The 25,616-nt window shown below is 31.7% G+C and carries 23 protein-coding genes; 16 read left to right on the forward strand and 7 right to left on the reverse strand.

The window, feature by feature from the left end; all coding sequences use genetic code 11:
* Positions 1 to 62 precede the first annotated feature (62 nt).
* Entirely contained in the window at positions 63 to 3,356 is a 3,294-nt protein-coding gene (locus VBY68_RS13600) for a DUF4175 family protein (protein WP_415270030.1), read from the reverse strand.
* 200 nt (positions 3,357 to 3,556) lie between these two features.
* On the opposite strand from VBY68_RS13600, the gene VBY68_RS13605 reads away from it, so the two are divergent.
* The 5 genes from VBY68_RS13605 to gltX all read left to right on the forward strand — a co-directional run bounded on the left by VBY68_RS13605 (position 3,557) and on the right by gltX (position 6,925).
* Positions 3,557 to 3,790: a hypothetical protein gene (locus VBY68_RS13605; protein ID WP_415270031.1), complete on the forward strand. Its 234-nt coding sequence runs from the start codon at positions 3,557 to 3,559 to the stop codon at positions 3,788 to 3,790.
* Positions 3,791 to 3,929: 139 nt separating this feature from the next.
* Positions 3,930 to 4,775, forward strand: coding sequence for a hypothetical protein (locus VBY68_RS13610; protein ID WP_415270032.1), 846 nt, complete (start codon positions 3,930 to 3,932; stop codon positions 4,773 to 4,775).
* A 97-nt stretch (positions 4,776 to 4,872) separates the two neighbouring features.
* Positions 4,873 to 5,025, forward strand: coding sequence for a hypothetical protein (locus tag VBY68_RS13615; RefSeq protein ID WP_167444723.1), 153 nt, complete (start codon positions 4,873 to 4,875; stop codon positions 5,023 to 5,025).
* Between the two features lie 124 nt (positions 5,026 to 5,149).
* The gene (locus VBY68_RS13620; RefSeq protein WP_167444722.1) at positions 5,150 to 5,302 is read left to right on the forward strand and encodes a hypothetical protein; all 153 of its coding nucleotides are present in this window, start codon (positions 5,150 to 5,152) and stop codon (positions 5,300 to 5,302) included.
* A 105-nt stretch (positions 5,303 to 5,407) separates the two neighbouring features.
* Positions 5,408 to 6,925: a glutamate--tRNA ligase gene (gltX, locus tag VBY68_RS13625; RefSeq protein WP_273694962.1), complete on the forward strand. Its 1,518-nt coding sequence runs from the start codon at positions 5,408 to 5,410 to the stop codon at positions 6,923 to 6,925.
* A gap of 51 nt (positions 6,926 to 6,976) precedes the next feature.
* Here gltX and VBY68_RS13630 read toward each other — a convergent pair whose 3' ends face one another.
* Both VBY68_RS13630 and VBY68_RS13635 read right to left on the reverse strand, forming a co-directional pair.
* Entirely contained in the window at positions 6,977 to 7,570 is a 594-nt protein-coding gene (locus VBY68_RS13630) for a transporter family protein (RefSeq protein WP_099214918.1), read from the reverse strand.
* Positions 7,571 to 7,626: 56 nt separating this feature from the next.
* The gene (locus tag VBY68_RS13635; RefSeq protein ID WP_121146462.1) at positions 7,627 to 8,061 is read right to left on the reverse strand and encodes a tellurite resistance TerB family protein; all 435 of its coding nucleotides are present in this window, start codon (positions 8,059 to 8,061) and stop codon (positions 7,627 to 7,629) included.
* Between the two features lie 402 nt (positions 8,062 to 8,463).
* Between VBY68_RS13635 and VBY68_RS13640 the strand changes: the two genes are divergently transcribed.
* The 8 genes from VBY68_RS13640 (at position 8,464) to VBY68_RS13675 (ending at position 18,558) form a co-directional block, all read left to right on the forward strand.
* Complete coding sequence (locus tag VBY68_RS13640; RefSeq protein WP_415270033.1) at positions 8,464 to 8,961, forward strand: nuclear transport factor 2 family protein; 498 nt, start codon at positions 8,464 to 8,466, stop codon at positions 8,959 to 8,961.
* Between the two features lie 169 nt (positions 8,962 to 9,130).
* The gene (locus tag VBY68_RS13645) at positions 9,131 to 10,351 is read left to right on the forward strand and encodes an RNA methylase (protein WP_415270034.1); all 1,221 of its coding nucleotides are present in this window, start codon (positions 9,131 to 9,133) and stop codon (positions 10,349 to 10,351) included.
* Positions 10,352 to 10,818: 467 nt separating this feature from the next.
* Positions 10,819 to 11,121: a GIY-YIG nuclease family protein gene (locus VBY68_RS13650; protein WP_415270035.1), complete on the forward strand. Its 303-nt coding sequence runs from the start codon at positions 10,819 to 10,821 to the stop codon at positions 11,119 to 11,121.
* 677 nt (positions 11,122 to 11,798) lie between these two features.
* Entirely contained in the window at positions 11,799 to 12,131 is a 333-nt protein-coding gene (locus VBY68_RS13655; protein WP_415270036.1) for a type II toxin-antitoxin system RelE/ParE family toxin, read from the forward strand.
* Between the two features lie 12 nt (positions 12,132 to 12,143).
* Positions 12,144 to 13,241 carry an ImmA/IrrE family metallo-endopeptidase gene (locus tag VBY68_RS13660; protein WP_415270037.1) on the forward strand — a complete coding sequence of 366 codons (1,098 nt, stop codon included), beginning with the start codon at positions 12,144 to 12,146 and terminating at the stop codon, positions 13,239 to 13,241.
* Between the two features lie 106 nt (positions 13,242 to 13,347).
* Complete coding sequence (gene mfd / locus VBY68_RS13665; RefSeq protein ID WP_415270038.1) at positions 13,348 to 16,683, forward strand: transcription-repair coupling factor; 3,336 nt, start codon at positions 13,348 to 13,350, stop codon at positions 16,681 to 16,683.
* Positions 16,684 to 17,116: 433 nt separating this feature from the next.
* Positions 17,117 to 17,410 carry a GIY-YIG nuclease family protein gene (locus VBY68_RS13670; protein WP_415270039.1) on the forward strand — a complete coding sequence of 98 codons (294 nt, stop codon included), beginning with the start codon at positions 17,117 to 17,119 and terminating at the stop codon, positions 17,408 to 17,410.
* Positions 17,411 to 17,697: 287 nt separating this feature from the next.
* Positions 17,698 to 18,558 (forward strand): DMT family transporter, encoded by an 861-nt coding sequence (locus tag VBY68_RS13675; RefSeq protein ID WP_415270040.1) that lies wholly within the window; start codon positions 17,698 to 17,700, stop codon positions 18,556 to 18,558.
* Here VBY68_RS13675 and VBY68_RS13680 read toward each other — a convergent pair.
* Positions 18,555 to 19,640 (reverse strand): hypothetical protein, encoded by a 1,086-nt coding sequence (locus tag VBY68_RS13680; RefSeq protein WP_099214909.1) that lies wholly within the window; start codon positions 19,638 to 19,640, stop codon positions 18,555 to 18,557. The two genes, VBY68_RS13675 and VBY68_RS13680, sit on opposite strands and share 4 nt — an antisense overlap.
* 81 nt (positions 19,641 to 19,721) lie before the next feature.
* Between VBY68_RS13680 and VBY68_RS13685 the strand changes: the two genes are divergently transcribed.
* Positions 19,722 to 20,639 (forward strand): hypothetical protein, encoded by a 918-nt coding sequence (locus VBY68_RS13685; protein WP_415270041.1) that lies wholly within the window; start codon positions 19,722 to 19,724, stop codon positions 20,637 to 20,639.
* Here VBY68_RS13685 and dprA read toward each other — a convergent pair.
* Positions 20,636 to 21,733, reverse strand: a complete 1,098-nt coding sequence (dprA, locus tag VBY68_RS13690; RefSeq protein WP_415270042.1) for a DNA-processing protein DprA — start codon at positions 21,731 to 21,733, stop codon at positions 20,636 to 20,638. The two genes, VBY68_RS13685 and dprA, sit on opposite strands and share 4 nt — an antisense overlap.
* 94 nt (positions 21,734 to 21,827) lie before the next feature.
* Between dprA and VBY68_RS13695 the strand changes: the two genes are divergently transcribed.
* Both VBY68_RS13695 and VBY68_RS13700 read left to right on the forward strand, forming a co-directional pair.
* On the forward strand, positions 21,828 to 22,727 hold the full coding sequence (locus VBY68_RS13695) for an HU domain-containing protein (protein WP_415270043.1): 900 nt from the start codon (positions 21,828 to 21,830) through the stop codon (positions 22,725 to 22,727).
* A 59-nt stretch (positions 22,728 to 22,786) separates the two neighbouring features.
* On the forward strand, positions 22,787 to 23,299 hold the full coding sequence (locus VBY68_RS13700) for an acyl-CoA thioesterase (RefSeq protein ID WP_099214905.1): 513 nt from the start codon (positions 22,787 to 22,789) through the stop codon (positions 23,297 to 23,299).
* A gap of 6 nt (positions 23,300 to 23,305) precedes the next feature.
* Here the strand turns inward: VBY68_RS13700 and VBY68_RS13705 are convergent, their stop codons facing one another.
* Together VBY68_RS13705 and VBY68_RS13710 are read right to left on the reverse strand one after the other, a co-directional pair.
* Entirely contained in the window at positions 23,306 to 24,340 is a 1,035-nt protein-coding gene (locus tag VBY68_RS13705; RefSeq protein WP_164723401.1) for an AI-2E family transporter, read from the reverse strand.
* Positions 24,341 to 24,396: 56 nt separating this feature from the next.
* Positions 24,397 to 25,614 (reverse strand): murein hydrolase activator EnvC family protein, encoded by a 1,218-nt coding sequence (locus VBY68_RS13710; protein WP_176550551.1) that lies wholly within the window; start codon positions 25,612 to 25,614, stop codon positions 24,397 to 24,399.
* Positions 25,615 to 25,616: the final 2 nt, after the last annotated feature.

Raw genomic sequence — 25,616 nt, forward strand, 5'->3', positions numbered from 1 at the left:
ATGTCTTAAAAACTTAATTAAAAAGCAATAGTATTTATATAATCTAGAGGCTTTTTAATACGTTATTTTTTATCCTTTGGAAGGCTAAAGTAGTCTTGAACCTTCTTTTTGTAATTTTGGCGCAAAGGTAGTGATTGTCTGTTTAATATCTCCGTTTGGTTATAAAACAACTTTTTAAACTTCAATTCTTTAGTAGTATTGTTATTAAACTCCTGTAAATTGGTATTTGATTTACGCTGTTTATCTTTATTTTGTTCAAAAGTTGCTTTATCTAATTTAAGTAATTCATAGTTTAATTGCTGCATTCTATTAATGCTTTCTTGAGTAAACCCTTTTTCTAAAATTTCATTTTCTAATTGTTCCATTTCCTTTAATGCTTTTTTAGCATTACCATTACCTCCATTACCTTCTTTAATAGCATTTTCTAATTGTTCTCTTAGTTGAGATTGTTCTTTATAAATTTGATATAACTCACCATCTAAATCATCACTTTGTTCACCGTTTTGTCCTTCTTTTTCACCTTTATTTTTACCGTCTTTTCCATCTTTAGGATTCCCTTGATTTTTCTTTTGCATACCTTGTTTCATCTTTTCCATCAATTCGTTTTGCTTTTGAATGATGTCTGGTAAGCTAAATGATTTTCCTTTTCCCTTCCCTTTTCCATTACCAGGTTTAGGGTTCTGCATAGCATCTAAAGTATTACTTAACATATCTGCCAATGTATTAGCAGAGGTCATAACATATTGTTGATTTGATATACCAGTCTGGAAATAATTATCTGCAAAGTTTTCTAAAGACTGATCTAAGTTATAATGAGCTTGTGCTAAGTGATCTTGAATTTTTGATGAGATGCTAGGAACACGCATAGAAAGTACAAATAAACTATCATCAATGTGCTCAAAATAAGTTTTAAGTTGATGTTGTTTCTGAAGGTTTTTACCAAAGTTAGGATGTGATGAATTTGAGGAAGAAAACTCATTCATTAATGCTTCTTGGTCGAAAGAGAATGTAATAAGGTTTTCTAAAATTTGACGTAAACCTTCCATGTTTTCCTCTTCCATTTCTGCACTCATAGATTGCATTGATTGTTGCATTTTCTGACTCATTTGCTGCATTTTTTCAGCAGCCTTTTTCTGACTTTTTTTAGTTTCAGAAGCCTTATTTTTTTCTAAGTTTTCTTCAGTTTTATTTAATTCTTCTTGAGCCTGTTTTTCTAAATCTTCCATAGAAGGCATTTCCATAGGCTGTTTCAACTTCTTATTATCTTTTTCTAAGTCGTCTAATTCTTTTTTCGCTTTTTGAAACTCCTCATTAATCTGTTGTTGTTCTTCCTTATTAGTTTCTTTGTTACTTAATTCTTCTTGTTTTTTAGATAAATCATCAAGCTTGTTTGCTAACTGATTCATTTTTTGTTCAACATAAAAACGCTTAGTCATTTCTAAAATACGTTCTAAACTACGCTCCTGTTGTTTATTTTGTTCCGCTAGTTCTTTTGTTTTTTTAATTAAATCTTCTTTCTTAAGTTTATCTGCAAGCTTATTTAATTCGTCTAGTAATTTTTGTTGTTTCTCTAATTTTTTTAGCTCTTCAATACGCTTTTTAAGGTCTTCTTTTTTCTGTTCTAAGGTTTCATTTTCTTCTTTCTTTTCAGAAAAATTCTCTTGTAATTTTTGTGTTTGACGCTGCATCATTTGTTTGTATTGCTCCTGACGCTTTATTAAATTTTGAATTTTCTTTTGATCATTCCAGTTAATATTCTTTTTGTTCTGTAAATCAAACTGAATCTTTTCTAAATCTTTCTTACTTTTTTGTTGTTGATCTAATGAATTAGTAATGTTTTCAATGTAATTTTTTTGCTCTTGTAGTAGTTCTTCCTCTATTTCTTCTTCTGTTTTTTGTCGATAGCTAAACTTTCTACTCATGGCTTTTTTACTACCATTTACAATATCATTATCGTATACTTGAAAGTACATTTCATAGTCTATTCCTTCTTTTAAATCTAAATTTTCTGGAAACTCAAAATAAAAGGTTTGAATATTCTCTTTATTTATGTTAATTAATTGATTATTAGTATTTTGATTGTTATTTTTATCGTAATAAACCAATTCTAACCTCTTAAAACCATAATCATCAGCAATTTGACCTACAAACTGAGCATTTCCTCTTGAAATACTATCAATATTTGAATTTACATTGATAGTTGGATATTCATCTTTAGTTACATTAATAGAAAACTGTAGCTGTTCGTAATCTGTTAGATTTTTGTTAGATGTAGTTATTTGATAGTTTGTATTATTTAAAACACGTTTTGTAAACTCAAATTCGTTGTTTTCTTTTTGATTAAAATTTGTTCTTTTCTCTTTTTCTATGAAGGTAACTGTATCGGTTTCAGAAGTTTTTATGTCCCATTTTATAATTGTTCCTTGTGGAACATTTAAGTTTCCGGTGTTGTTAATCGTTTCAGAAGCTTTACCTATGTATGAAGGGTAAGTTAAGTTTAATGCTATATTTTGAATAGATGGAGTTTTAATAATTGTTATACTATACTCATTAGATTCAATCCCGTTAGCACTAGCATAAAAAGTAATAGGGTTTTGAACTTCAGAAAACGTATATGAAAACAAACCATTTCCTTCACTTTCCATAAAGTATTGTTGATTATTAAAATGAATTTTGGTTTCCTGAGGTATTACCTCCCCCCCTGTTTGTAAGTAAACGGTTATATCTTTTCCTTTAATAACACGTAAATCTTTTGCTGTTAAATTAAAATAAAAAGGAGCTGGAGGGTTATATGCTACTGAATGATTTACTACACGATTAAAACTTTGTGAAAGTTTACTAGAAGTTCCTGTAAGCATAGAAATTCCCCAAATTAAGAAAGGAATTAAAGCATATTTTACATACTTTTTGTTTCTACTAAAGTCAATGGCCTTATTAAAAGAAACAGGCTGTAATTCTTTTGATTTTTGCTCAATGCTTGCAGCTAATAAATCAGATTGCTGATTGTTTTGCTGTAATTGTAAAACGTTTAATAGTTTGTCTTTTACTTCAGGAAAATGATTTCCGATAATTTTAGAAGCCTCTTCAAAAGAAATTCCTTTTTGTAGCCCGACTATTTTGAAAATAGGAAAACAAATAAAACGGAAAAATAAGAATGCTTCTACTGCAATAAATAACCAAAATAAAATAGTTCTAGCAGTTGGTTTTAACCATAAAAAATATTCAATAAAGAGTGTAAATAGCAAATAAATCAATCCTAACGAAACAAATAAAATGCTTCCTTTTATCAATTCATTAGTGTAAAATTTCTTACTAAACTGCTCTAGTTTCTGTTGTATTTTATTAAAATCTCCCATATCTAAGTATAAAAATACATGTTTTATGAGGAAATCTTAGTTAAAGATTTATTTAAACACTCATATTTCATTAATAAACTACTTTAAATACGTTATCTGAAGAAAAAATAAGGATTTACCATACCTTTTATAAGGTAAAAAAAACGAAGAATATTTAAAGTTCAATTAAATTGCTAGTACTAATTTTAAAAACTTTAAAGATGTTAAAAAACATTTCAAACTTAGGTGCTCTGCTTAATAAGGTAGATCAAAAAAAAATTAATGGAGGTTTCTTCTCAGGAAATAACGAATGTGATATAACAGGCTGTTATGAAAGTTACCCAGGAGGAAGTGGTTATGTAGGTCGTGGTGAAGGAAATCCATGCGCTTTTGATACACCTTATGGTATGAGTTGTTCAGGAATTATACAAGATGGTTTGTGTTGTATAAGTTAAGATCCAGAAAATGTATGAAAGCAGTATTTATTTAAATGCTGCTTTTTTTGTGAAGTGTAATAAAAAATATCATCTTAATAATAAGTCTTTTTGTAAGGAATAAAAGCTTTTGTAAACTAACTAAAAAAATATTTTCAGCATGAAACAACTAGTCATACCAGCATTATTTTTTATTACACTTAATGTTTTTTCTCAAAGTCCGTGGACAAAAAACAAGAATGAAGGATATATTCAAGCATCATTCACTACTATTGGAAGCTATGATAAAATTTATGGGAATCCAGATTATAAGCCTCAACGAGAAATTACCGATAATACATTACAATTATATGGAGAATATGGTGTAACAGATAAAACAACATTATTTGCTAACATTCCTTTAAAAATGGTGAAAACAGGTGATTTTACAGAAGACATATCAGTAATTTTTCCTTCTCTTACTATTGATGAAGCTTCAGAAACTTTGTTAGGAAATATCCAATTAGGAATAAAACACAACTTTTATAATAATAAATGGTTGCTTTCAGGACAACTTTCTATAGAAGCAAATACAAGTACCTATAAAGAAAATTCAGGATTACGAAGTGGTTACGATGCATGGACATTTACACCGTTATTTTTAACAGGTAGAGGTTTTGACTCATGGTATATACAAGCTTTTACAGGCTTTGATATTAGAACAAATGATTATAGTTCTAACTATAAACTGGGAGGAGAAATAGGTTATAAAGCTTTAAATTGGTTATGGGTAGCAGGCTTTTTAGATGGCGTTGCTTCTTTAAAAAATGGTGATGTTGTGTTACCTCAAGAAAACGTAGCTACAGGGTTATATGTAAATAATCAAAGCTATGCTGCATTTGGACTCAAGTTTATTGGAGAGTTTAATAAATCTTTTGGTGTAAATGTTGGATTTGGAGGTGCTTTTGCGGGAAGAAATGTAGCCAAAGCTCCGGCATTGAGTTTTGGATTGTATCATAAGTTTTAAAAAAGTATGGATAACCCATACTTTTTTTAAGGCAAAATAAATAAAGAGTTTTTAAAGTTCAATTAAATTGCTAGCACTAATTTAAAAACTTTAAAAGATGTTAAAAAACATTTCAAATTTAGGTACTACCCTAAAAAAGACGGAACAAAAAAATATTAACGGAGGTTTTGGACTTACTAGATGTAGATACGACCAAGACTGTCCAAGAAGTGACATGTATTGCTTCCATGGATACTGTCAATATAAATAATATTAACTATTCTAAAAGAAGAATCTAAAAAGTAAGGTTTTACCTTACTTTTTATAAGGTAAAATCAATAAAAAGTGTTTAAAGTTCAATTAAATTGCTAGTACTAATTTTAAAAACTTTAAAGATGTTAAAAAACATTTCAAGTTTAGGTACTACCCTAAACAAAAAAGAACAAAAAAACATTAATGGAGGATTTAGAAACATTAGATGTTTCTCTGACAAGGACTGTCCACCTTGGGATTCTTTTTGTTATAATGGCTATTGCCAGTATAAATAATATTCTAAAAAGCGAGTTTAACTCGCTTTTTTTCTTTTTTCTCTTTCCTCCTTTTTCTTTTCTATTAACATAAAACTATCTTTGCGCTTTCAAATCAATAAAAAAATGACTGAGAACGTAAGAGTACGCTTTGCTCCGAGTCCAACAGGACCTTTACACATAGGTGGTGTAAGAACTGCTTTATTCAATTATTTATTTGCTAAAAAACATAACGGAACCTTTGTTTTACGTATAGAAGATACGGATCAAACACGTTATGTAGCCAATGCAGAACAATATATCATCGATTCGTTAGAGTGGTGTAATATTCCATTCGATGAAGGCCCAGGTAAAAATGAAAAATTCGGACCTTACCGTCAGTCAGAACGTAAAGATTTGTATAAAAAATATGCCGATCAGTTAATTGAAAGCGGTTGGGCATATTATGCCTTTGATACAGCTGAAGAGTTAGATGCACATCGAAAAAATCACGAAGAGCAAGGAAAAACGTTTATCTATAATTGGCATAATCGTCAAAAGTTAAATAATTCGTTAGCTCTTTCTGCTGATGAAGTTACGGCTAAGATTAGTGCAGGAGAAAAATTTGTGATTCGTTTTAAAACACCACAAGATGAAACGTTGATTTTACAAGATGAAATTCGTGGTACGATTAAAGTTGAAACAAACACTTTAGATGATAAAGTATTGTTTAAATCTGATGGTATGCCAACTTATCACTTAGCAAATATTGTAGATGACCATTTAATGGAAATTTCGCATGTAATTCGTGGTGAAGAATGGTTACCTTCTCTCCCACTACATGAGTTATTATATCGTGCGTTTGATTGGAAAGCACCAAAATTTGCACACTTACCATTAATTTTAAAACCAGTAGGAAAAGGAAAATTAAGTAAGCGTGATGGTGATAAATTAGGTTTCCCAGTATTTCCATTAGAATATACCAATGAGCAAACAGGAGATGTTTCACGTGGATACAAAGAAGATGGTTATTTTGCTGATGCATTTATAAATATGTTAGCATTCTTAGGGTGGAATCCTGGAACAGAACAAGAAATTTTTAGTTTAAAAGAATTAACAGAAGCGTTCGATTTAGCGCGCGTAAGTAAATCAGGAGCTAAGTTTAGTCCAGATAAAACCAAATGGTTTAATCAGCAGTATTTACAGCAAAAATCTAACGAAGAACTTACAGCGTTATTCTTGCCCATTCTTGAAGAAAAAGGTATAACTACAGATAAAGATCGTACAGAGAAAGTAGTTTCGTTAATAAAAGAGCGAGCAACGTTTGTAGCTGATTTTTGGGAGTTATCTAGCTTTTTCTATCAAAACCCTTCAGAATATGATGCAAAAGCGGTTAAAAAGCAATGGAAAGACACTACAAGTGAGTTAATGCAAGAATTAGTAGAAGTAATTTCAAAAATAGAAGATTTTTCAATTGAAAATGCTCAAACTGAAATTAAGGGATGGATTACCTCAAAAGAAATAGGATTTGGTAAAGTAATGCAGCCACTTCGTTTAAGTTTAGTTGGTAAATTGGCAGGACCAGATTTGTTTGACATTATGACAATGATAGGTAAAGAAACTACCATTACAAGAATAGAAAACGCGATAAACGAACTATCATAAAAATAAAAAAGCCGCTTTTTAAGCGGCTTTTTTATTATATTTTAAGAAGGTTTAAAACATACAACCTCCTAAATGTTTTGCAGCATTACGACCATTATTACCACCGCCATTATTCCAGTTTAATTTAAATACAACACCTAAAGTTCCTTGAATATGTGAACGCATACTTTCGTAACCTTCAAAAGAGTGTTTATAATATAATTGTGGATTAATACCAATATTATCGCTAACCCAGTAAATTCCACCAGCACCAACATTAAGAGTAGGTGTCATTTTACGTTCAGAGTCAACTACACTTCCTCCTATAAAAACATACGGAGCAAACTTGTTAAACATAGCATTCAAGTTATAACGAAATGAAGCATCCATAGAAAAATACTTTGCCGAGTTTTTAATAAAACCAACATCATCAATAGTATTAAAAGACATAGCACCGTCTAAAGAAAAACGATCACCAATAGGCATGGTTAAACTTAAAGTAGGTACTTGAAATAAGTATTGATCACCAATAAAAGCGGCATCACTTTCACTAAATTTCGTTATTCCGAAACCTACACCTATTTGCCAAGAGTCGTTTAAGTTTTGAGAAAAAACGGATGTTGTTAAACAGGTAAAGATTGCTATGAATAAAATTTTATGTTTCATCGGGAGATAAGTGTTTAGAGTAATAACTGGTTTAATAAGTTTTTAGTATAATTAAATTAATTGGCATTCACCTTTTTAATAGCTGCGGTAAAATCATCTAAGTTGTTATCATTTAAAACTAAATGAACGGCTTCATCACAAACTTTCTCAGCATTCTCAGCAGAGAAATGCAAAGCTACTGCAATTTTACGAAGTATACCAACTTCCTCTTTAGCTACATTTTCATCAGCAAAAATCATTCTTGTTAAACGATATAAGCGTTCAATACGCTCATCATAACTTACAGGGGCGTTTATTGGGTATTTTTCAGGACTTTTTAAAATTAGTTTATATTCTTCTTCACTAATATTCAACTTCTTTGCGGCTCTGTCTAATAATAACTGTTCTCCTTCTGAAATAATTCCATCAGTCTCAGCAATTTTTACTACACTAGCAAAGTGCCCTATTTCTTGTTTATGTTTTCCGGTTGAATATAAATCTGATATTGACATAATTTTTTTGTTTTTTTATGATTGAAAGTAAGTGGTATTTATTTAGAAGCAAAGTTTAAATAAAGTCACATAAATACCGCCGAAAGTTAACAATTCTAACCAAAAACAAAGTATTATTTTTTTTTATTGTAATTTAAAAACATATAAAAACTATTAATAAATAATAGCTATTTTTTAGGTGTTTTAAAGAGTTTTTATTTTTAGTTAATACGAATGTTTATACTAGTGTTTTTTTATTCTTTAAAATAGCTATTAAACAGGTTTTAATAAAAAAATACAGAAAAAAGAAAACTTAATAGAGAATACTTATAGAACATACAAAAAGAATCAATAAATCTTAATTTAGTTTTTCGTTTTTAAAATTACTAACTTGTTAACAAATGAATTTTTAATCTTATCAAAATGAAAACGGCATACACTATTTTAATTTTTCTAATTTCAATTACGTTTAGTTTTTCACAAAATAAAGAAGTAATAGAAAAAGAAGTCAACGAACAAATATGGCAACCATTTAAAAAATCTTTTGAAGCTAGAGATTGGAATACATTTAATAGTTTGCATACTAATGATGTTTTAAGAGTTAATAAGTATGGAATTCGTATAGGTGAAGAATACAAAACATCAGTGCAAACATCTTATCAAAAACCAACGACTAAGAAAAGACAAATAGATTTTTGTTTCAATCAAAGAACTTATAAAGAAAGTACTGGTTACGAAGTAGGTTATTATCGAGTTATATATACTGAAAAAGACAAAGAACCACGTATTGTATACGGTAGGTTCCACGTGGTACTTAATAAAAAGAATGGTGTATGGTTAATTTCACAAGACTGGGATACTGATACAATTAACGGAGAACCAATTACTAAAGAAGATTTTGAATCAGGTAAATGTTTGTAAATTAGATAGCAATTTTCTTTTATATGATCTCAACAAACAGATTGTTTTAATCACTTACTCCTTCGAAATAACGTTGAGGTGGTATAACCGATTAAAATAAGGGAATAAAAGCATAAAAAGGATTTTTAAAATACCTTATTTTTATGAGCAGAAGCTTTAAAACCAGCCTATGAACAACGAGAAGAATTCTGAAACTTGGAAAAAACTCTACCAAAACTCACAAGAACTCACCAAACCAACATCAATAGACAACATACTTTCTGATGACGATGTAACCTTTTTAAAACAAGAATTAAAAAACATCATAAATAGGTTTTTAGACAAAGGAGAATTACACAAAGGGATCAAAGTATACATAAACCACGAGCTTCAAAATGGAATAGCAGAAGTAATGGCTGCTAATAGACCCGAAGAAAATGAAACTATTGAACAGTGGTGTATGAAGCTATTCGGAGATCAAAAATTCGGAGTTGTTTTCAATAGTTTAGAAACGTTTAGTAATGAGTTTACCGAGAGAATGTGTCAGATAGTAGCTCCGTTACTTCAAAAAGCAGGCATGCCGTTGGGCGGACTTTCTTTTTTGTTTTTTATGGGAAACTATGGGTTTACCCCTTTCGGAATTCATAAAGAAGCCAAAGGAGAAGAAGGATTTTTGTTTCATTTAGGCCCCAATCATAAAGATTTTTATACTTGGGATATTGAAGAATACAACCAAATAGAACACAATACGAAAGTGTTCCACGAGGTAGATACAATGCTACCAAGCTCCACAAAATATCCGTTAAAAGCAAAATCGGCCATGTTTATTCCGCATCATGTATATCATATTGCAAAAACTGATGAATTTTCGTTAAGTGTGGTAATGGATTATATCAATCCGTCTAGAGACTATTTAGAAAAAACAATTGCTACACAAATAGCGTCTAGTGAGTTAATAAAAAATCCAAAAGTAGGGTACTTACCACCCGTAGATATCACAACCGAAGAATTGGATTGGAATAGCTTATTAAACTCAAAAACGTGGGAAAATAAATACAAAAGCACGCTTACAAAATACATAACTAAATTAAAAAGTAACGCAGGAGTATTAAACCCATCAATACTTCAAAACAACGAAGGAGTACCCAACCCGCCATTTCAAATTACAGGAAAGACAATTTTTCCGTTGTTGATACATACAGAAAACACAGAGAAAACCTGCATCATGGCAAGAGGAAATGAAGTTGTTGTTAGCAATAACTCACAACTAAGCACAATTATAGAAAAGCTAAACACAGGAAAAACCATAAGCTTTGATGAACTACAAAACCACCTCACTCCTACTTGGGAATTGATGGATGTATTTGATTTTGTAAGTCAGTTAGCACGAGTTGGAGCGATTACTATGTAAGGAATAAAGCCTTTTTTTGTACAAACTTTTTAAAGTTATTTTTTTTCTTGTACATCAAGTGAGCTCCGTTTGATGTACAAATAAAATTTTGAAAAATATTTTCTTGTACACAGGTTGTACAAACTTTTTTCTACAAAAAAAATCCTTGTACAACATAAGAAAGACGTTAAGGTTGTATGGTTTCCCGTCATTTCGACCGTAGGGAGAAATCTGCTTAATTTGAGTAGGAAACACTCTTTTAAATACCTAACACGCGACTGTAAGATTTCTCAGTCGTGCCTCCTTCGAAATGACGTAATGAGTTGTCATTTCGAGCGATAGCGAGAAATCTGTTTAATTCTAGTTAGAAGCATTATTGAAAATACCTAATAGACCATTATAAGATTTAGTTCTGCTGAATCTTGAGACTTCTCAGTCGTAGCTCCTTTGAAATGACGTTTATAATTTTTTATATCTTTAAAAGAAAAATGCTAGAAAATTACGTTGTATACATCATTACAAATAAGAATAAGACCACGTTATATATTGGTGTTACCAACAACCTTCAAAAACGATTATCGCAACATTATTTTGATAGTGAACATGCTAAAAAATCCTTTGCAGGAAAGTACAACTGCTATTATTTGATTTACTATGAAACAATTGAAAATATAAAAGAGGCAATTCACAGAGAAAAAGAATTAAAAAAATGGCGCAGAGAAAAGAAAGAAGCCTTAATTAATAGTTTTAATCCTGAGTGGTATTTTTTGAATAATGAGGTTTTTAAGTAATATTTTTTTATTGCTACTGTCATTTCGACCGCAGGGAGAAATCTCACTCATGGGAGTTACAAATACTCTTGAAAGTACCTAACACACGACTGTAAGATTTAGCTCCGCTGAACCTTGCGGTTTCTCAGTCGTACCTCCTTCGAAATGACGTTGAGGTTGCATGGTGTCCTGTCATTTCTACCGTAGGGAGAAATCTGCTTAATTTGAGTTAGAAACACCCTTTAAAGTACCTAACACACGACTGTAAGATTTCTCAGTCGTACCTCCTTCGAAATGACGTTGAGGTTGGATGGTGTAATGTCATTTCGAGCGATAGCGAGAAATCTCACTCATTAGAGTTACAAACACTCTTAAAAGCAACAAACACCCTTACAAACTCACACACAAATAAATAACCCTTGCCTCCCTCCTCTTTTTTTACTATGTTTAACACGCTAAAAAAGTAAAAAGTAGTACTACCCCTTATCTCAACTATTTTTTATAAACAACAAGTAAACAAACACTTCTTTATGGATTACCGTAAGGAACAGTGGTCATGTTTGTTTACATATGCAAATGAAATTAAAATAAGTTTTTTGATATAAAACTTATTATGTAAAAAAAATAACTAACACTTTCTGTTAATTATTTTGTATATTTGCAAAATAAAAATTGCAGAAAATAAACTTATCCAACATATGGATATATCTTTTGACGATAATAAACTGAAGAAATATGCCAATAATGACAAACAAGCTATAAAAAAGTTAGGTCAAAGAAGAGCTGAATTATATAAACAACGTTTGGACGATTTATATGATGCAGAAACTTTAGAGGATATACGATATCTACCTGGTAATTATCATGAATTAAACGGGGATAGAAAGGGGCAATGGGCTTGCAATTTAGATCATCCTTACAGGTTAATCTTTGAACCTCATGAAAATCCAATACCTATAAATGAGTCTGGACAATATATTTGGATTGAAATAAAAGGAGTGGAAATTATTGAAATAGTTGATTATCATTAAAAAAGAGGAGTTATGGCGACAAAAAAAAATGAATATTTACCAGAATCAGTATCTCACCCAGGATTAACTTTAACTGAAAAGTTAAAAGAAATGGGAATGGGAAATAAAGAATTTTCTGTAAGAGTTAATAAACCAGAGAAAACAATCACAGCAATAACAAAAGGAGATAGTTCTATTACAGCAGAAATGGCTGTGAAGTTTGAAGATGTTTTGAAAATACCAGCATCATTTTGGTTATCTAGACAAAGAAGGTTTGATGAATATAAAGCAAGAGTTAGGAGAAATGAAGATGTTCAAAATGCAATTGAATGGGCAAAAGGATTTCCTTATGCTAAAATGGCAAATTTTGGCTGGGTTCAAAAAACAAGAAAAATTGAAGAAAAGGTACTAGCCCTTTTTGACTTTTTTGGAATTTCAGAACATAAAGCATGGACATCTTATTATTGTAATCAAGAATTAAAAGTGAGTTTTAGAATATCTCTTGCTCATACCAATGAGGCAATGGCTGTATCAGCTTGGTTAAGAGAAGGAGAAAGAAAAGCTAAAGAAATTGTTCCAAATCCATTCAACTCAAAATTACTAAAGGAATCATTGACAGAAATCAAGAGTATAATGGCAACTCACCCCGATGATTTCTTTGAAAAACTTCAAGAAATTTGTTTTAGATCAGGTGTAATTGTTCTTTATACCCCTTGTTTACCTAAAGCTCCAATTCATGGCTCAACAAGATGGTTAGGCAACACACCTCTTGTACAATTATCTGCTAGATATAAAACAAATGATAAATTTTGGTTCACTTTTTTTCATGAAATAGGACATATTCTTTTACATGGAAAAAAATATATTTCAATTGAAAATATCAATTATAAGGATCAAGATTTGGATAAGGAACAAGAGGCTGATGATTTTGCTATAAAATGGACTTTCAGTGAAGAAGAGGAAAAAGAAGTTATTGATTCAGCTCCATTATCATCAAGGGATATATTAAATTTTGCAAAAAAATTTAATACACATCCTGCATTGATAATAGGTAGGTTTCATAAAAAAGAACTTATACATTATAGTGTTGGTAGAGAGTTTATTGAATCTATTAATTTGGAAAAAAATTAAGATAACTTACGTATTTTGGGTACTAGTATACCTCAATACTTTGAATTAAAAACAAAACTCCCACACAAAAAATAATCCTCGTACATTTGCGTAAAATTTTTGTACGTTGAGCAAACAATCGATTGTAAACCAATACCAACAATCTGATAATGTAAAACAGATTGTAAATCAGCTTCAACAAGAACAACACCATTTTCAAATCACGAATTTGGTCGGTTCTTCGTTGTCTTTTGTCATTTCCGAAACTTTTAAACAGGCCGATAAACCTTACTTGTTAATTTGTAACGACAAGGAAGAAGCCGCTTATTATCTAAACGATTTAGAGCAGTTATTAGGCGATAAAAACGTGTTGTTTTATCCGGGTTCATATCGCAGACCCTATCAGATAGAAGAAACCGATAACGCCAATGTGTTGCTGCGTTCAGAAGTGTTAAACCGTATCAATTCGCGTAAAAAACCTGCGATTATTGTTACCTACCCTACAGCCCTGTTTGAAAAAGTGGTGACCAAAAAAGAATTGGCAAAAAACACGCTAAAAGTAGCCGTGGGTGAGCAAGTATCGCTCGATTTTGTCAACGAAGTACTGTTCGAATATCATTTTAAACGCGTTGATTTTGTAACCGAACCAGGAGAATTTTCGGTACGTGGTGGAATTATCGATGTGTTTTCGTTTTCTCACGACGAACCCTATCGTATAGAATTTTTTGGTGATGAGGTAGACAGCATCCGAACGTTTGATGTAGAAACCCAACTTTCTAAAGAAAAACTTAAGAAAGTAAGCATAATGCCCAATGTAGAAAACAAAGCGTTGGAAGAAAGCAGAGAAAGCTTTTTAAAATACATTTGGTCTAAAACGGCTGTTTTTGTTAAAAATGTAGACTTGTTAAGCGATTCGTTAGACAAATTCTACCGAAAAGCAGAATTGTCGTTCAACGAACTATCTACAGAAATCAAACACGCAAAACCAGAAGAACTGTTTTGCAACGGTGAGTTAATTAAAAATCAATTACAAGAATTTACATTAGCACACTTGTCATCTCTAGCAGAGACGAAAGATCTTACCGAAATACGTTTCGATACGCATCCACAGCCCTCTTTCAACAAAAAATTCGACCTGTTAATTCAGAATTTTAATGAATTTTCAGCCAAAGGATTTACCAATTATATTTTCTGTTCTAACGACAAGCAAGCACAGCGTTTCCACGATATTTTTGACGATGGTGAACAAGAAGTTTCCTATGAAACCATTGTGTTTCCGTTATATCAAGGGTTTGTAGATTTAGACAATAAAATTGTTTGTTATACCGATCATCAAATCTTTGAACGTTATTACAAATTCCGACTCAAAAACGGATACGCGAAAAAGCAATCCATCACCCTACAAGAATTGACCAAATTAGACGTAGGCGATTATGTAACCCACATCGACCACGGAATTGGAAAGTTTGGCGGATTGCAAAAAATTGATGTAGAAGGTAAAAAACAAGAAGCCATTAAGCTAATTTATGGCGACCGCGATATTTTATACGTGAGTATTCACTCGTTACACAAAATATCAAAATTCAACGGAAAAGACGGAAAACCGCCTAAAGTATATAAACTAGGGTCGAATGCTTGGAAAAAAGTCAAGCAAAAAACCAAAGCCCGCGTAAAACATATTGCGTTCAACCTAATTCAGTTATACGCAAAACGAAAACTGCAAAAAGGATTTGCTTTCGGACCAGATACACACATGCAGCATGAGTTGGAAGCAAGTTTCTTATACGAAGACACACCCGATCAGTTCTCTTCTACCCAAGAAGTAAAAGCCGATATGGAAAAAGAACAACCGATGGATCGTTTGGTGTGTGGTGATGTTGGTTTTGGAAAAACAGAAATTGCCATTAGAGCTGCTTTTAAAGCCGTAGATAACGGAAAACAAGTTGCAGTCTTAGTACCAACCACAGTTTTAGCATTTCAGCACTTTAAAACCTTTTCTAAGCGATTAAAAGACTTTCCGGTTACGATTGACTACCTAAACCGTTTTAGAACCACAAAACAGCGAAAAGGCGTGTTAGAAGGGGTTACTGATGGAAGTGTAGATATTGTGATAGGAACACATCAATTAACCAATAAAGCAGTTCAGTTTAAAGATTTAGGATTGTTGATTATTGATGAGGAACAAAAATTTGGGGTAGCAGCAAAAGACAAGTTAAAAACAATTAAAGAAAATGTAGATACGCTAACCTTAACGGCAACCCCAATTCCACGTACCTTACAGTTCAGTTTGATGGCGGCGCGAGATTTATCGGTGATTAAAACGCCACCACCTAACCGTCACCCCATAGAAACCAATGTAATTCGCTTTAGTGAAGAAACCATTCGCGATGCGATTTCGTATGAGATTTCTCGTGGTGGACAGGTGTTTTTTATCCACAATCGTATTGAAAACATCAAAGAAGTAGCAGGATTGTTACAACGTTTACTACCGAATGCAAAAATTGGGATTGGGCATGGACAAATGGAAGGAAAAAAGTTAGAAGAACTCATGCTTGGTTTTATGAACAATGAGTTTGATGTACTAGTGTCAACTACGATTATTGAAAGTGGATTGGACGTACCAAATGCCAACACGATTTTTATTAACAATGCAAATAACTTCGGATTGTCTGACTTGCACCAAATGCGTGGTCGTGTAGGACGTTCGAACAAAAAAGCCTTCTGTTATTTTATCACGCCACCGTATCATCACATGACCGATGATGCACGTAAACGAATTCAGGCATTAGAACTGTTTTCTGATTTAGGAAGCGGATTGAATATTGCCATGAAAGACTTGGAAATTCGTGGTGCTGGAGATTTGTTAGGAGGAGAACAAAGTGGATTCATAAACGATATTGGGTTTGATACCTATCAGAAAATCTTACAAGAAGCCATTGAAGAATTGAAGGAAAATGAGTTTAAAGACTTATACCCTACGGATGAAAATGCACCGAAAGAGTATGTAAAAGAGGTGCAAATTGATACTGATTTTGAAATTCTATTCCCAGATGATTATGTGAATTCAGTAACCGAACGTTTGAGTCTATACAACAAATTAGGAACGTTAACCACGGAAGAAGAATTACAAACATTTGAGAGTGAAATTATCGACCGTTTTGGTGAATATCCAACCCAAGTAGCCGATTTATTAGACAGTGTTCGTATTAAATGGTTAGCGAAAGAATTAGGCTTAGAAAAAGTGATTTTAAAGCAAAAACGATTAATTGGATATTTTGTGTCCGATCAGCAAAGTGCTTTTTATCAAACGGAAGCATTTACGAAGATGTTGAAATACGTACAGCACAACCCGAAAAGTTGTGTAATGAAAGAAAAGAAAACCAAAAACGGTTTACGTTTACTCATCACCTTTATAAAAATTGATAGTGTACATAAGGCGTTAGAGACGTTACAGAGAGTTTAAAACATCATTGCGAGCGAGGAACGAGCGAAACAATCTGTTTATTGAAAATTTACGATTTAGAGATTGCTTCACTTCGTTCGCAATGACGAAAAAAAGTGTCATTTCGAGGAGGATACGATGAAGTAATCTGTCTGTGTAATCTGTCTGTTGGGAACTTCATGACTAAAAGATTGCTACTCCCGATATTTCGGGGTCGTAATGACGATACAAAGAAGTTGTCAGTTCGAGTGGTTTTCACGATTGGAATGAGTGAAAATTGTATCGAGAACTAGTCTATCATCTCGATACAAATTTCTTTCCTCTATCGAAAAAGAAATTCACTCGATGTGACAATTAAGCTCACAACCAAAATATGGGTATGCTCACTTAACAATGACGGAATAAAGAATTGTCATTTTTGTAAAAAGTAACTAATTCGGTGATAAACTTTAAAATGAAAGTATATTTTGTTTACATATTACAATGTTCAGATAAAAACTATTATACAGGAGTAACTTCAAATCTATCTCAACGAATATTTCAACACCAAAACGGAACTTTTAAAGATAGTTATACTTCAAAAAGAAGACCTGTTTCATTAGTTTTTTATTGTGAGTTTACCAACGTAGAAATGGCTATTGAAAAAGAAAAACAAATAAAAAAATGGTCTAGAGCAAAAAAAGAAGCTCTTATAAATAATGAGTTTGAAAAACTACCGAACTTAGCAAAGAAGAAGTTTAATAATTAAGATTTGTCAGTTCGAGTGGTTTTCACGATTAGAATGAGTGAAAATTGTATCGAGAACTAGTTTATATGCATCTCGATACAAATTTCTTTCCTCTATCGAAAAAGAAATTCACTCGATGTGACAATTAAACTCACAACCAAAAGATTGCTTCATTTCACTGCGTTACATTCGCAATGAAGAGAACAAACAAAACGTTATTTCGAGCGGTAGCGATAAATCTTAAGATTAAAAATTACTCCTTTAAAAGAGATTTCTCCCTCTGGTCGAAATGACATACTTTTACATCCATGCAAACCAATCACGCAAAAAATCTATCAGGAATTATTTTAGCTACGTTATTTATCAGTACTTCAGGAGTACTAGGTAAATATATTGCAATGCCTTCAGAAGTTATTGTGTGGTTTCGCTCGGTGTTTGCTATGGTAATTTTATACGTGTTTTGCCGATTTAAAAAGATTGATTTAACCATACAATCAAGAAGACATTTGTTTCCGTTTTTAATGGGTGGAATTTTTATGGGAGCACATTGGATTACGTATTTCTACGCGTTAAAACTATCTAATGTAGCCATTGGAATGTTGTCGCTGTACACTTTTCCAGTAATGATTGCTTTTTTAGAACCGCTATTTTTAAAGATAAAATTCAACCCAATTCACATTGTATTAGGTCTAATGGTTTTACTAGGACTGTATATTCTAGCTCCTGAGTTTGATATTAAAAACACCCAAGTTCAAGGAGTATTGTTTGGCTTACTCTCTGCCCTATCGTATTCTATAAGAATTTTAATATTAAAGCAATACGTAATACAATACAACGGAGTAATGTTGATGTTTTACCAAACCGTAATCATTACAGTCTTATTAGTCCCAGTCTTATTTTTCATGGATGTTTCAGGACTTCAAGAGCAACTCCCCTATTTGTTATTATTAGCGTTGTTAACTACTGCTATTGGACATAGTTTAATGGTACACTCCTTACAGTTTTTCACCGCATCAACTGCAAGCATAATAAGTAGTATTCAGCCTGTTTTCGGAATTTTGTTGGCATTTATTTTCTTAAACGAAGTCCCCACGTGGAGCACGTTTATTGGTGGAAGCCTGATTTTAACAACGGTAATTATTGAAAGTATTCGAAGTAGAAAAGGCTAATGTATTCTTTGCTGCTGCTGAATAATGGTTTTCATACTTACATCTTCATAATTTCTACGAACAAAAGTTAGTGCGCTATCTAAAACCTCTCCCATACCGTCACTATCTCTAAAATTAATATCACCTGTAAACTCAAAAATTTCCGATTTTAATTGTTCGATATTTTTAGGAGTAGAAATATTATCTGATTTCATAGCAGCAAGCAAGCGGTTTAATCGAGAACGAGATCCTAAAATTCTTTTAGCAACAATTGATCGTTCTTCTATTTGATATTGCTCAATAGATTCTGAAGTAAGCTTGTCTCCTACCAATTGAACTAGCTTTAAATTTTCTTTAAAAAACTGTGGATAATATACTTTAAACTTCCCCTCATAACACTGCTGGTCAAAATCAATCGGACGAATTTTATATACCACATTTTCAAAATCGTGTGTAGGCACTACAACATAGTTGTACGAACGCATATCACCCAACAAACGAATCATACAACGTTCGTTAAACTTTACAAATTCTTTAGCTAGTTGTGCTTTTTCAATATCTAAACAATCCTCTAAATAATCATTGATAAAAACATCACCTGGAATTCCTGATATGTGCTCTTCTATGAGTGTATCTTCATATACCAAAAAGTTTAAGTTATAAGGTGATAAAATATCCTCTAACTCTAGACCGTAAATACGAGAAGCATCGGTTCTTTTTACGTAAAAATAAGTGTAGTTATCATTTAAAATATTTCGAATTTTTATACGAAAAGGTTTTGAGTTACCAAACGTACAAAAGTCGATAGCATCAACATTTAAGTGTTTAATACTGGCATCAGAACCATTAGAGTGTAAGATGTTGTATACTTTTTTTAGGTATAAATCAATTTCTGCTCGCTCAAACTCATTGTAAAAAACACGTATCCACAACGTATCATTATCGTGCTTATCATACACAGCAACTGCCCCTTGAAAACGTAACAAGTCATCATAAAAAATAGGAATCTTTATAGTTCTGTTATGCCTTTTCAAGTAGTTTCCTAGTTTTTTATTAACTGGAAAAGCAGGTTTTTTTTGTGATATGAGTTTATATTCTGACATTAAAAAGCCTTTTTTTTCAAAGATAATTCAATTTATTTTTTTGGAATAATATTTGTTGATTCTTAACAAAAACTACTTACTATGAAAAGCTACAAACTAACGATTCCAAAACCATGCCATGAAGATTGGAATACTATGGCACCTAATGAAAAAGGGAAATTTTGCAGCTCTTGTGCAAAAACAGTTGTTGATTTTACCCAAAAATCATCAAAAGAAATTCAAGAATATTTACTAGCGAATAAAGAACAAAGAGTTTGTGGTCACTTTTACAGAAAGCAATTAGACAGTATTGTAATTCAGTTACCAGAAACAACTTTTTATCAACCGTTGACGTTTCAAAAACTGTTTATTTTATCGTTGTTATTTGTAATGGGAACTACGTTGTTTAGTTGTAAAACTGATATAGGAAAAACACAAAAAATAGAAAAGGTTGAGTTTATAGATACTGTTTCAGAAACAAACATATTAAATGATTCTTTAAATGTTGATAAGGAGCCTGTTGTTCAAAAAAGGGAATATAAAACTCCTCTAGTAGCAACTAAAGGAATGACTACTAATGAAACTAAATTAAAAGAAGATATTATATTACAGCCAAATGATAGTGTTCCAGAAGTTGTAATTATGGGAGATATTATTGAGGGAGAAATTGAAATAGAACCTAATGAACCGTACGCTTTTTTTCAAGTTGATATCAAGCCTAAATTCAAAAACTCTAAAGTTAGTTTTGGAGAAGACATCAATCGTCTTATCGAAAAAAAACTTGATAATGACCTAATCAATAAACTTGAAATATATAAAAAAAATGAAAGAGCGTATGCACAATTTATAATAGATACGATGGGCAATATTTCTAACATAAAAACAAGAGCTCCACGCCAAAAAGTAGAAGATTGGATAATAAACTTTGTTGAAGGTTTACCCCAAATAATACCAGCTAAGATTGATGGAAAAAATGTAAATGTGCGATATACATTACCAATTACTTTTGAAGTAGATTAAACTTCAAACATTTTTCCCGGTAAAGGTTTTATAACCCCTTTTAATTCCATTTGAACTAAAATAGATGATAATTGATAAGTAGGAAGATTACAATCCAACGCAATAACATCTAATAACTGTTTACCATTTTGTTGTAAATAATCGTGTATTTTTTGTTCGGTTTCATTCAAATCAACAAATAATTCTTTTTGTTTAGGTACGGCAGTTTGCCGTAGATTCCAGTTGAGCATTGTTATAATATCTTGGGGCGAAGTGAGTAAATGTGCTTGATTATTTTTAATGAGATTATTACATCCTTTGCTATATACATCAGTAGCTCTACCAGATAGTGCAAATACATCTCGGTTGTACGAATTGGCAATATCTGAAGTAACTAATGAGCCACCTTTTTCAGCAGATTCAATGATAATTGTCGCTTTTGACAATCCTGCTACAATGCGATTTCGTTTTAAAAAGTTTTCTCTCATAGGTTGCTCATCGTGCCAAAACTCAGTAATAAGTCCACCATTTTCATTTACTTGGTGAATATATTTTTTATGAGTTTTCGGATAAATTTCATCCAATCCATGTGCCAAGACAGCAATAGTTTGTAAGTTGTTTTTTATTGCGGCCTTATGTGCACAAATGTCTACTCCATAAGCAAATCCACTTACAATTATAGGGTTATAATCTTTCAAATCTTTAATAAGTTCATTGCAGAAATCGCGTCCGTACGAACTCATTTTCCGAGTTCCTACAATTGAAATGATTTTATTATTGTTTAGGTTGATGTTTCCATCTTTAAAAAGTAAGATAGGAGCGTCAATGCAATGCTTTAGTTGTTGAGGGTAATCTTCATCAAAAAAATACGAAAAAGAAATGTTGTTTTGTTGAATATATGTTAGTTCCTCTTCTGCTCTTTTTAGGTTGTTTTCATCAAAGAGATGTTGGGTTACATGAGCTCCAATTCCGTTAATTTTATGTAGGGAGTTTTTCTTTTCTAAAAACACTTGTTCAACACTTCCTGTGGTGGTAATTAGCTTTTTTGCCAAAATATCACCTACATTTTTTGTTGCTTGTAACCGTAGAATGGCTAGCAATTTTTCTGAGTTCATATAGCAATAATTTGAGTATCAATATACAAAAAACTGTTAATAAAAATTACGAGATTACTTGAAAGTAATGCACTAATAGGTTATATTTGTTCTTATGAGATTAGCCGACTACATTAACGATTTATTATATAGATACGATTGCGTAATTGTTCCTAATTTTGGAGGATTTGTAACGAATAAAATTGGTGCTAGAGTAAATACTACTAGCCACACTTTTTATCCGCCAAAAAAACAACTAACGTTTAACGCGTATTTACAGCATAATGATGGTTTATTGCCTAATTATATAGCTTCGAGTAAAAATATTTCTTTTGAAGAAGCTGTTACTTTTATTGCTGAGGAAGTTGCACAATGGAATGAGAAGTTGGAAACAACAAGTGTAACTGTTGCTTCTGTAGGAAGCTTGTCTTTAAATGAAGCGAAACAAGTTGTTTTCGAACCTAATCCATCTAGTAACTTTTTAGCGGAGTCTTTTGGTTTGGCTGAGGTTTCAACACCATCTGTAGAAAGAGTAAAAGAAGTAACAATTAAATCATTACCTACTACAACTACTGAAGAAAACAAAAGAACAATTCCGTTATATGTAAGAAGAGCTGCAGCAGCGGCTGTTTTTGTAGGAATTGCTTATGTAGGGTGGAATGGTGTTCAAAATCAACAACAAGAAGTATTAGCAAACCAAGAAGAGTCTGTTGAGAAGAAGATTCAATCAGCAACTTTTGTAATTGAAAATCCGTTACCAACCATTAACTTAAACGTAAGTAAAGAAGCTAGAAATTTTCATATCATAGCAGGAGCTTTTCAAGAAGAGCACAATGCTGAAAATAAATTAGCTGAACTACAAGATAAAGGTTATGATGCTTCTATCGTTGGAAAGAATGGATTAGGCTTAACTCAAGTAGCTTTTGCAAGTTATGCAACTAAGGTTGAAGCTAGAAAAGCCTTAGAAATTATTAAAGAATCAGTAAGCGAAGACGCTTGGTTATTGGCTAAATAATCTGCATTTATTTTAGGTAGATTTTTTTGTTGCTGTATCTTTGCAGCAAAATTTAATTGATGAGAGCAAAATCACCAAAAGAATCGTTAACTGTACTTACCGATTTAGTTTTACCAGGAGAAACAAATTATTTAGATAACCTTTTTGGAGGAGAATTATTAGCTCGTATGGATAGAGCTTGTAGTATTGCTGCGCGCCGTCATTCGAGAAGAATTGTAGTAACAGCCTCTGTAAACCACGTAGCATTTACCAAGTCGGTACCTGTAGGAAGTGTGGTAACTTTAGAAGCAAAGGTTTCACGTGCTTTTAAATCATCAATGGAGATTTATGTAGATGTTTGGATTGAAGACCGTCAATCTGGTGAAAAAACGAAGGTAAATGAAGGTATTTATACGTTTGTAGCTGTTGACGAAACAGGAAAACCAGTGCCAATTCCTCAAATAGAACCAGAAACAGAATTAGAAAAGCAACGTTATGAAGCAGCTTTACGTAGAAAGCAATTAAGCTTGGTTTTAGCAGGAAAAATGGATCCTAAGGAAGCAATAGAGTTGAAATCTATTTTTATGGATTAAAACAGTTTATATTTCATCAACATTGCCGCTTTCAGATAAGAAAATGGCAATGTTTTTTGTTTTATCAAACTGTGAAAAGATAATAATCATAATTACAGTAATAGGCACTGAAAGTATCATTCCTGTTATTCCCCATATTTCTCCCCAAACAGCTAAAGAAAGTATAGTAACTAACGGACTTAAATTTAGCGACTTTCCAAAAACTCTAGGTTCTACAACATTACCAACTACTACTTGGATACTTCCAACTGCAAATAATACGACTAAAAAAGGAGGAAATTCTCCAAATTGAATTAAACAAAATATCGCAGGAAAAGCAGTTGCTATTAATGACCCTATAGTAGGAATATAATTCAGTAAAAAGATAAGAAATGCCCAAAATGGGGCTCCGTCTACTCCTACTAACAACAAAACAAAATAACTAAGTATACCAGTTAATAAACTAACATAGGTTTTTAGTCGTAAATAGTTTGAAATAGAGTCTTCAATCTTTTTTAAGATAGATTGAAAGCTTTTAGGGTTGTTTTGAGAACTCATAAACACTTTTTGCAACTTCTTTTTAAAATTACTTTCCTCTAAGAAGATGAATAAGGCATAAATAATAATCATAAAGGTATTTCCTAGCAAACTACTAATTCCGTTCGCTATATCGCCTAAAACAGAACCGTAATCGAAATCCCCAACAACCGATTGTAATGACTTAATAATATCGATATGAAAATAAGCGTCTAAACGTTTTATAATAGCATCAACATTCGGTTCGTATTTTGAGTACGAAGTTGTTAAATTTGAAATACTGTTGGTAATTATTTCAGAAACAAAACCAAAACCTAAAATTATAAGTGTAAAAACAAACACATTACTTAGCCAAAAAGGAATAAAGCGTTTAGCAAAAGGAATTTTATAGATGGTTTTCCGAATTTCACGTGTTAAAAACCAAAAAATAAGTGCAAAAACAAAAGGAATTAAAATTCCTTTTCCAATAACCAATGTTGCAATAATCGCTACGGTTACAATAATAAAGTTTGATGCGTTTTTCACACGTTTAAATTTGATTACAATTTAAAAAAATAAAATTTATAAATGTTTTTTTGGTGTTATGAGCGAATCCATTGTGCAGGGTTCAATCGGTTTCTGTTTTTGTATAACATAAAACTAAGCTGTGTTTTACCAGTAACTTTATTGGTAAACACTTTTCCTAATTTTTCACCAGTTTTTACTACGTCTCCCTTTTTAACATATACTTCTTTTAACTTATTGTATGCAGAAATATAGTTACCATGTTGTACTAAAACTGATTTTCTTCCATCAGAATGCAATTGAATAACCAGTACTTTTCCGTTAAAAATACTCTTTACATCAGTATTTGCTTTGGTAGCAATGTATAACCCGTGACTATTGATACTAATTCCAGGAAATGTTGGGTGTGGTTGTACTCCAAATTTTCGTGTAATTACACCTTTAACAGGCCAAGGTAAATTACCTCTGTTTTGTTCAAAGTTAGCAAGTAAAGCTTTTTCTTCGGCATTTAAAATAAAACCAGAGCTTTTGGTTTTACCTTTTGTAGTTTTTTTGCCTTTGTTAGCTTTAGCAATAGCATCTCTAATTAACTTATCTATTCTTGCAGCAATTCTTTTTTCTTCTCGTTGCTTTTTCTGTAAATCGCTTTTGTATTTTTTCTCTTCTTTTTTAATTTTAGAGATGAGTTTTTCTTGGTTTTTCTTATCGTCTTCAATTTCTTTTTTCTGACTTTTCTCGTCAGAAAGTAAAGCTTCTTTTGATTTTTTTTGAGCAGTTAGTGAATCATTTAATTGCTCTACTTCTTTTGCTTTTACGATAATTTCTTCTCCTTGCTTTTTTCTGTAGTCTTTGTACTGTTGCATGTACTTTAAGCGCTTATAGGCTTGGTAAAAGCTTTCAGAAGACAATAAAAACATGGTTTTACTTTGTTGTGATTTACTTTTATAAGATTTAACTACCATGTCTCGGTAGTCATTTTTTAATTCAGCTAGTTCGTCGTTGTATTTTTTTAATTGTTGCTCGTTAGATTTGATTTCTTTTGAAAGTAATTTGGTTTCTAACTCAATAGTTTCAATTAAGCGTTCTCTAACACCAATTTTTTGGTTTAGGTCTTTTAAATCATCTAAAGCACTGCTCTTTTTTTTCTTTGTTTTAAACAAAAGATTATTAACCTGCTCTATTTCATTTTTTAGTTTCTTTCGCCTATTTTCTAGCTCTTTCCTACTTTGAGCAAAAGAAGAAATTCCTACAAAAAACAGGCATAAAAAAGAGATGTAAAAAACAGGGTACTTCATAA

Origin of the sequence: Tenacibaculum ascidiaceicola, from assembly GCF_047470925.1 — a bacterium.
Lineage (GTDB): Bacteria > Bacteroidota > Bacteroidia > Flavobacteriales > Flavobacteriaceae > Polaribacter > Polaribacter discolor.

Bases quoted from the DNA above. Each gene is read 5' to 3' on its own strand.
- gltX (WP_273694962.1), top strand. From the start codon at position 5,408: ATGACTGAGAACGTAAGAGTACGCTTTGCTCCGAGTCCAACAGGACCT.
- VBY68_RS13680 (WP_099214909.1), bottom strand. From the start codon at position 19,640: ATGTCAGAATATAAACTCATATCACAAAAAAAACCTGCTTTTCCAGTT.
- dprA (WP_415270042.1), bottom strand. From the start codon at position 21,733: ATGAACTCAGAAAAATTGCTAGCCATTCTACGGTTACAAGCAACAAAA.
- VBY68_RS13695 (WP_415270043.1), top strand. From the start codon at position 21,828: ATGAGATTAGCCGACTACATTAACGATTTATTATATAGATACGATTGC.
- VBY68_RS13610 (WP_415270032.1), top strand. From the start codon at position 3,930: ATGAAACAACTAGTCATACCAGCATTATTTTTTATTACACTTAATGTT.
- VBY68_RS13685 (WP_415270041.1), top strand. From the start codon at position 19,722: ATGAAAAGCTACAAACTAACGATTCCAAAACCATGCCATGAAGATTGG.
- VBY68_RS13615 (WP_167444723.1), top strand. From the start codon at position 4,873: ATGTTAAAAAACATTTCAAATTTAGGTACTACCCTAAAAAAGACGGAA.
- VBY68_RS13620 (WP_167444722.1), top strand. From the start codon at position 5,150: ATGTTAAAAAACATTTCAAGTTTAGGTACTACCCTAAACAAAAAAGAA.
- VBY68_RS13640 (WP_415270033.1), top strand. From the start codon at position 8,464: ATGAAAACGGCATACACTATTTTAATTTTTCTAATTTCAATTACGTTT.
- VBY68_RS13645 (WP_415270034.1), top strand. From the start codon at position 9,131: ATGAACAACGAGAAGAATTCTGAAACTTGGAAAAAACTCTACCAAAAC.
- VBY68_RS13710 (WP_176550551.1), bottom strand. From the start codon at position 25,614: ATGAAGTACCCTGTTTTTTACATCTCTTTTTTATGCCTGTTTTTTGTA.
- VBY68_RS13700 (WP_099214905.1), top strand. From the start codon at position 22,787: ATGAGAGCAAAATCACCAAAAGAATCGTTAACTGTACTTACCGATTTA.
- VBY68_RS13655 (WP_415270036.1), top strand. From the start codon at position 11,799: ATGGATATATCTTTTGACGATAATAAACTGAAGAAATATGCCAATAAT.
- VBY68_RS13650 (WP_415270035.1), top strand. From the start codon at position 10,819: ATGCTAGAAAATTACGTTGTATACATCATTACAAATAAGAATAAGACC.
- VBY68_RS13670 (WP_415270039.1), top strand. From the start codon at position 17,117: ATGAAAGTATATTTTGTTTACATATTACAATGTTCAGATAAAAACTAT.
- VBY68_RS13600 (WP_415270030.1), bottom strand. From the start codon at position 3,356: ATGGGAGATTTTAATAAAATACAACAGAAACTAGAGCAGTTTAGTAAG.
- VBY68_RS13660 (WP_415270037.1), top strand. From the start codon at position 12,144: ATGGCGACAAAAAAAAATGAATATTTACCAGAATCAGTATCTCACCCA.
- VBY68_RS13635 (WP_121146462.1), bottom strand. From the start codon at position 8,061: ATGTCAATATCAGATTTATATTCAACCGGAAAACATAAACAAGAAATA.
- VBY68_RS13675 (WP_415270040.1), top strand. From the start codon at position 17,698: ATGCAAACCAATCACGCAAAAAATCTATCAGGAATTATTTTAGCTACG.
- VBY68_RS13605 (WP_415270031.1), top strand. From the start codon at position 3,557: ATGTTAAAAAACATTTCAAACTTAGGTGCTCTGCTTAATAAGGTAGAT.
- VBY68_RS13630 (WP_099214918.1), bottom strand. From the start codon at position 7,570: ATGAAACATAAAATTTTATTCATAGCAATCTTTACCTGTTTAACAACA.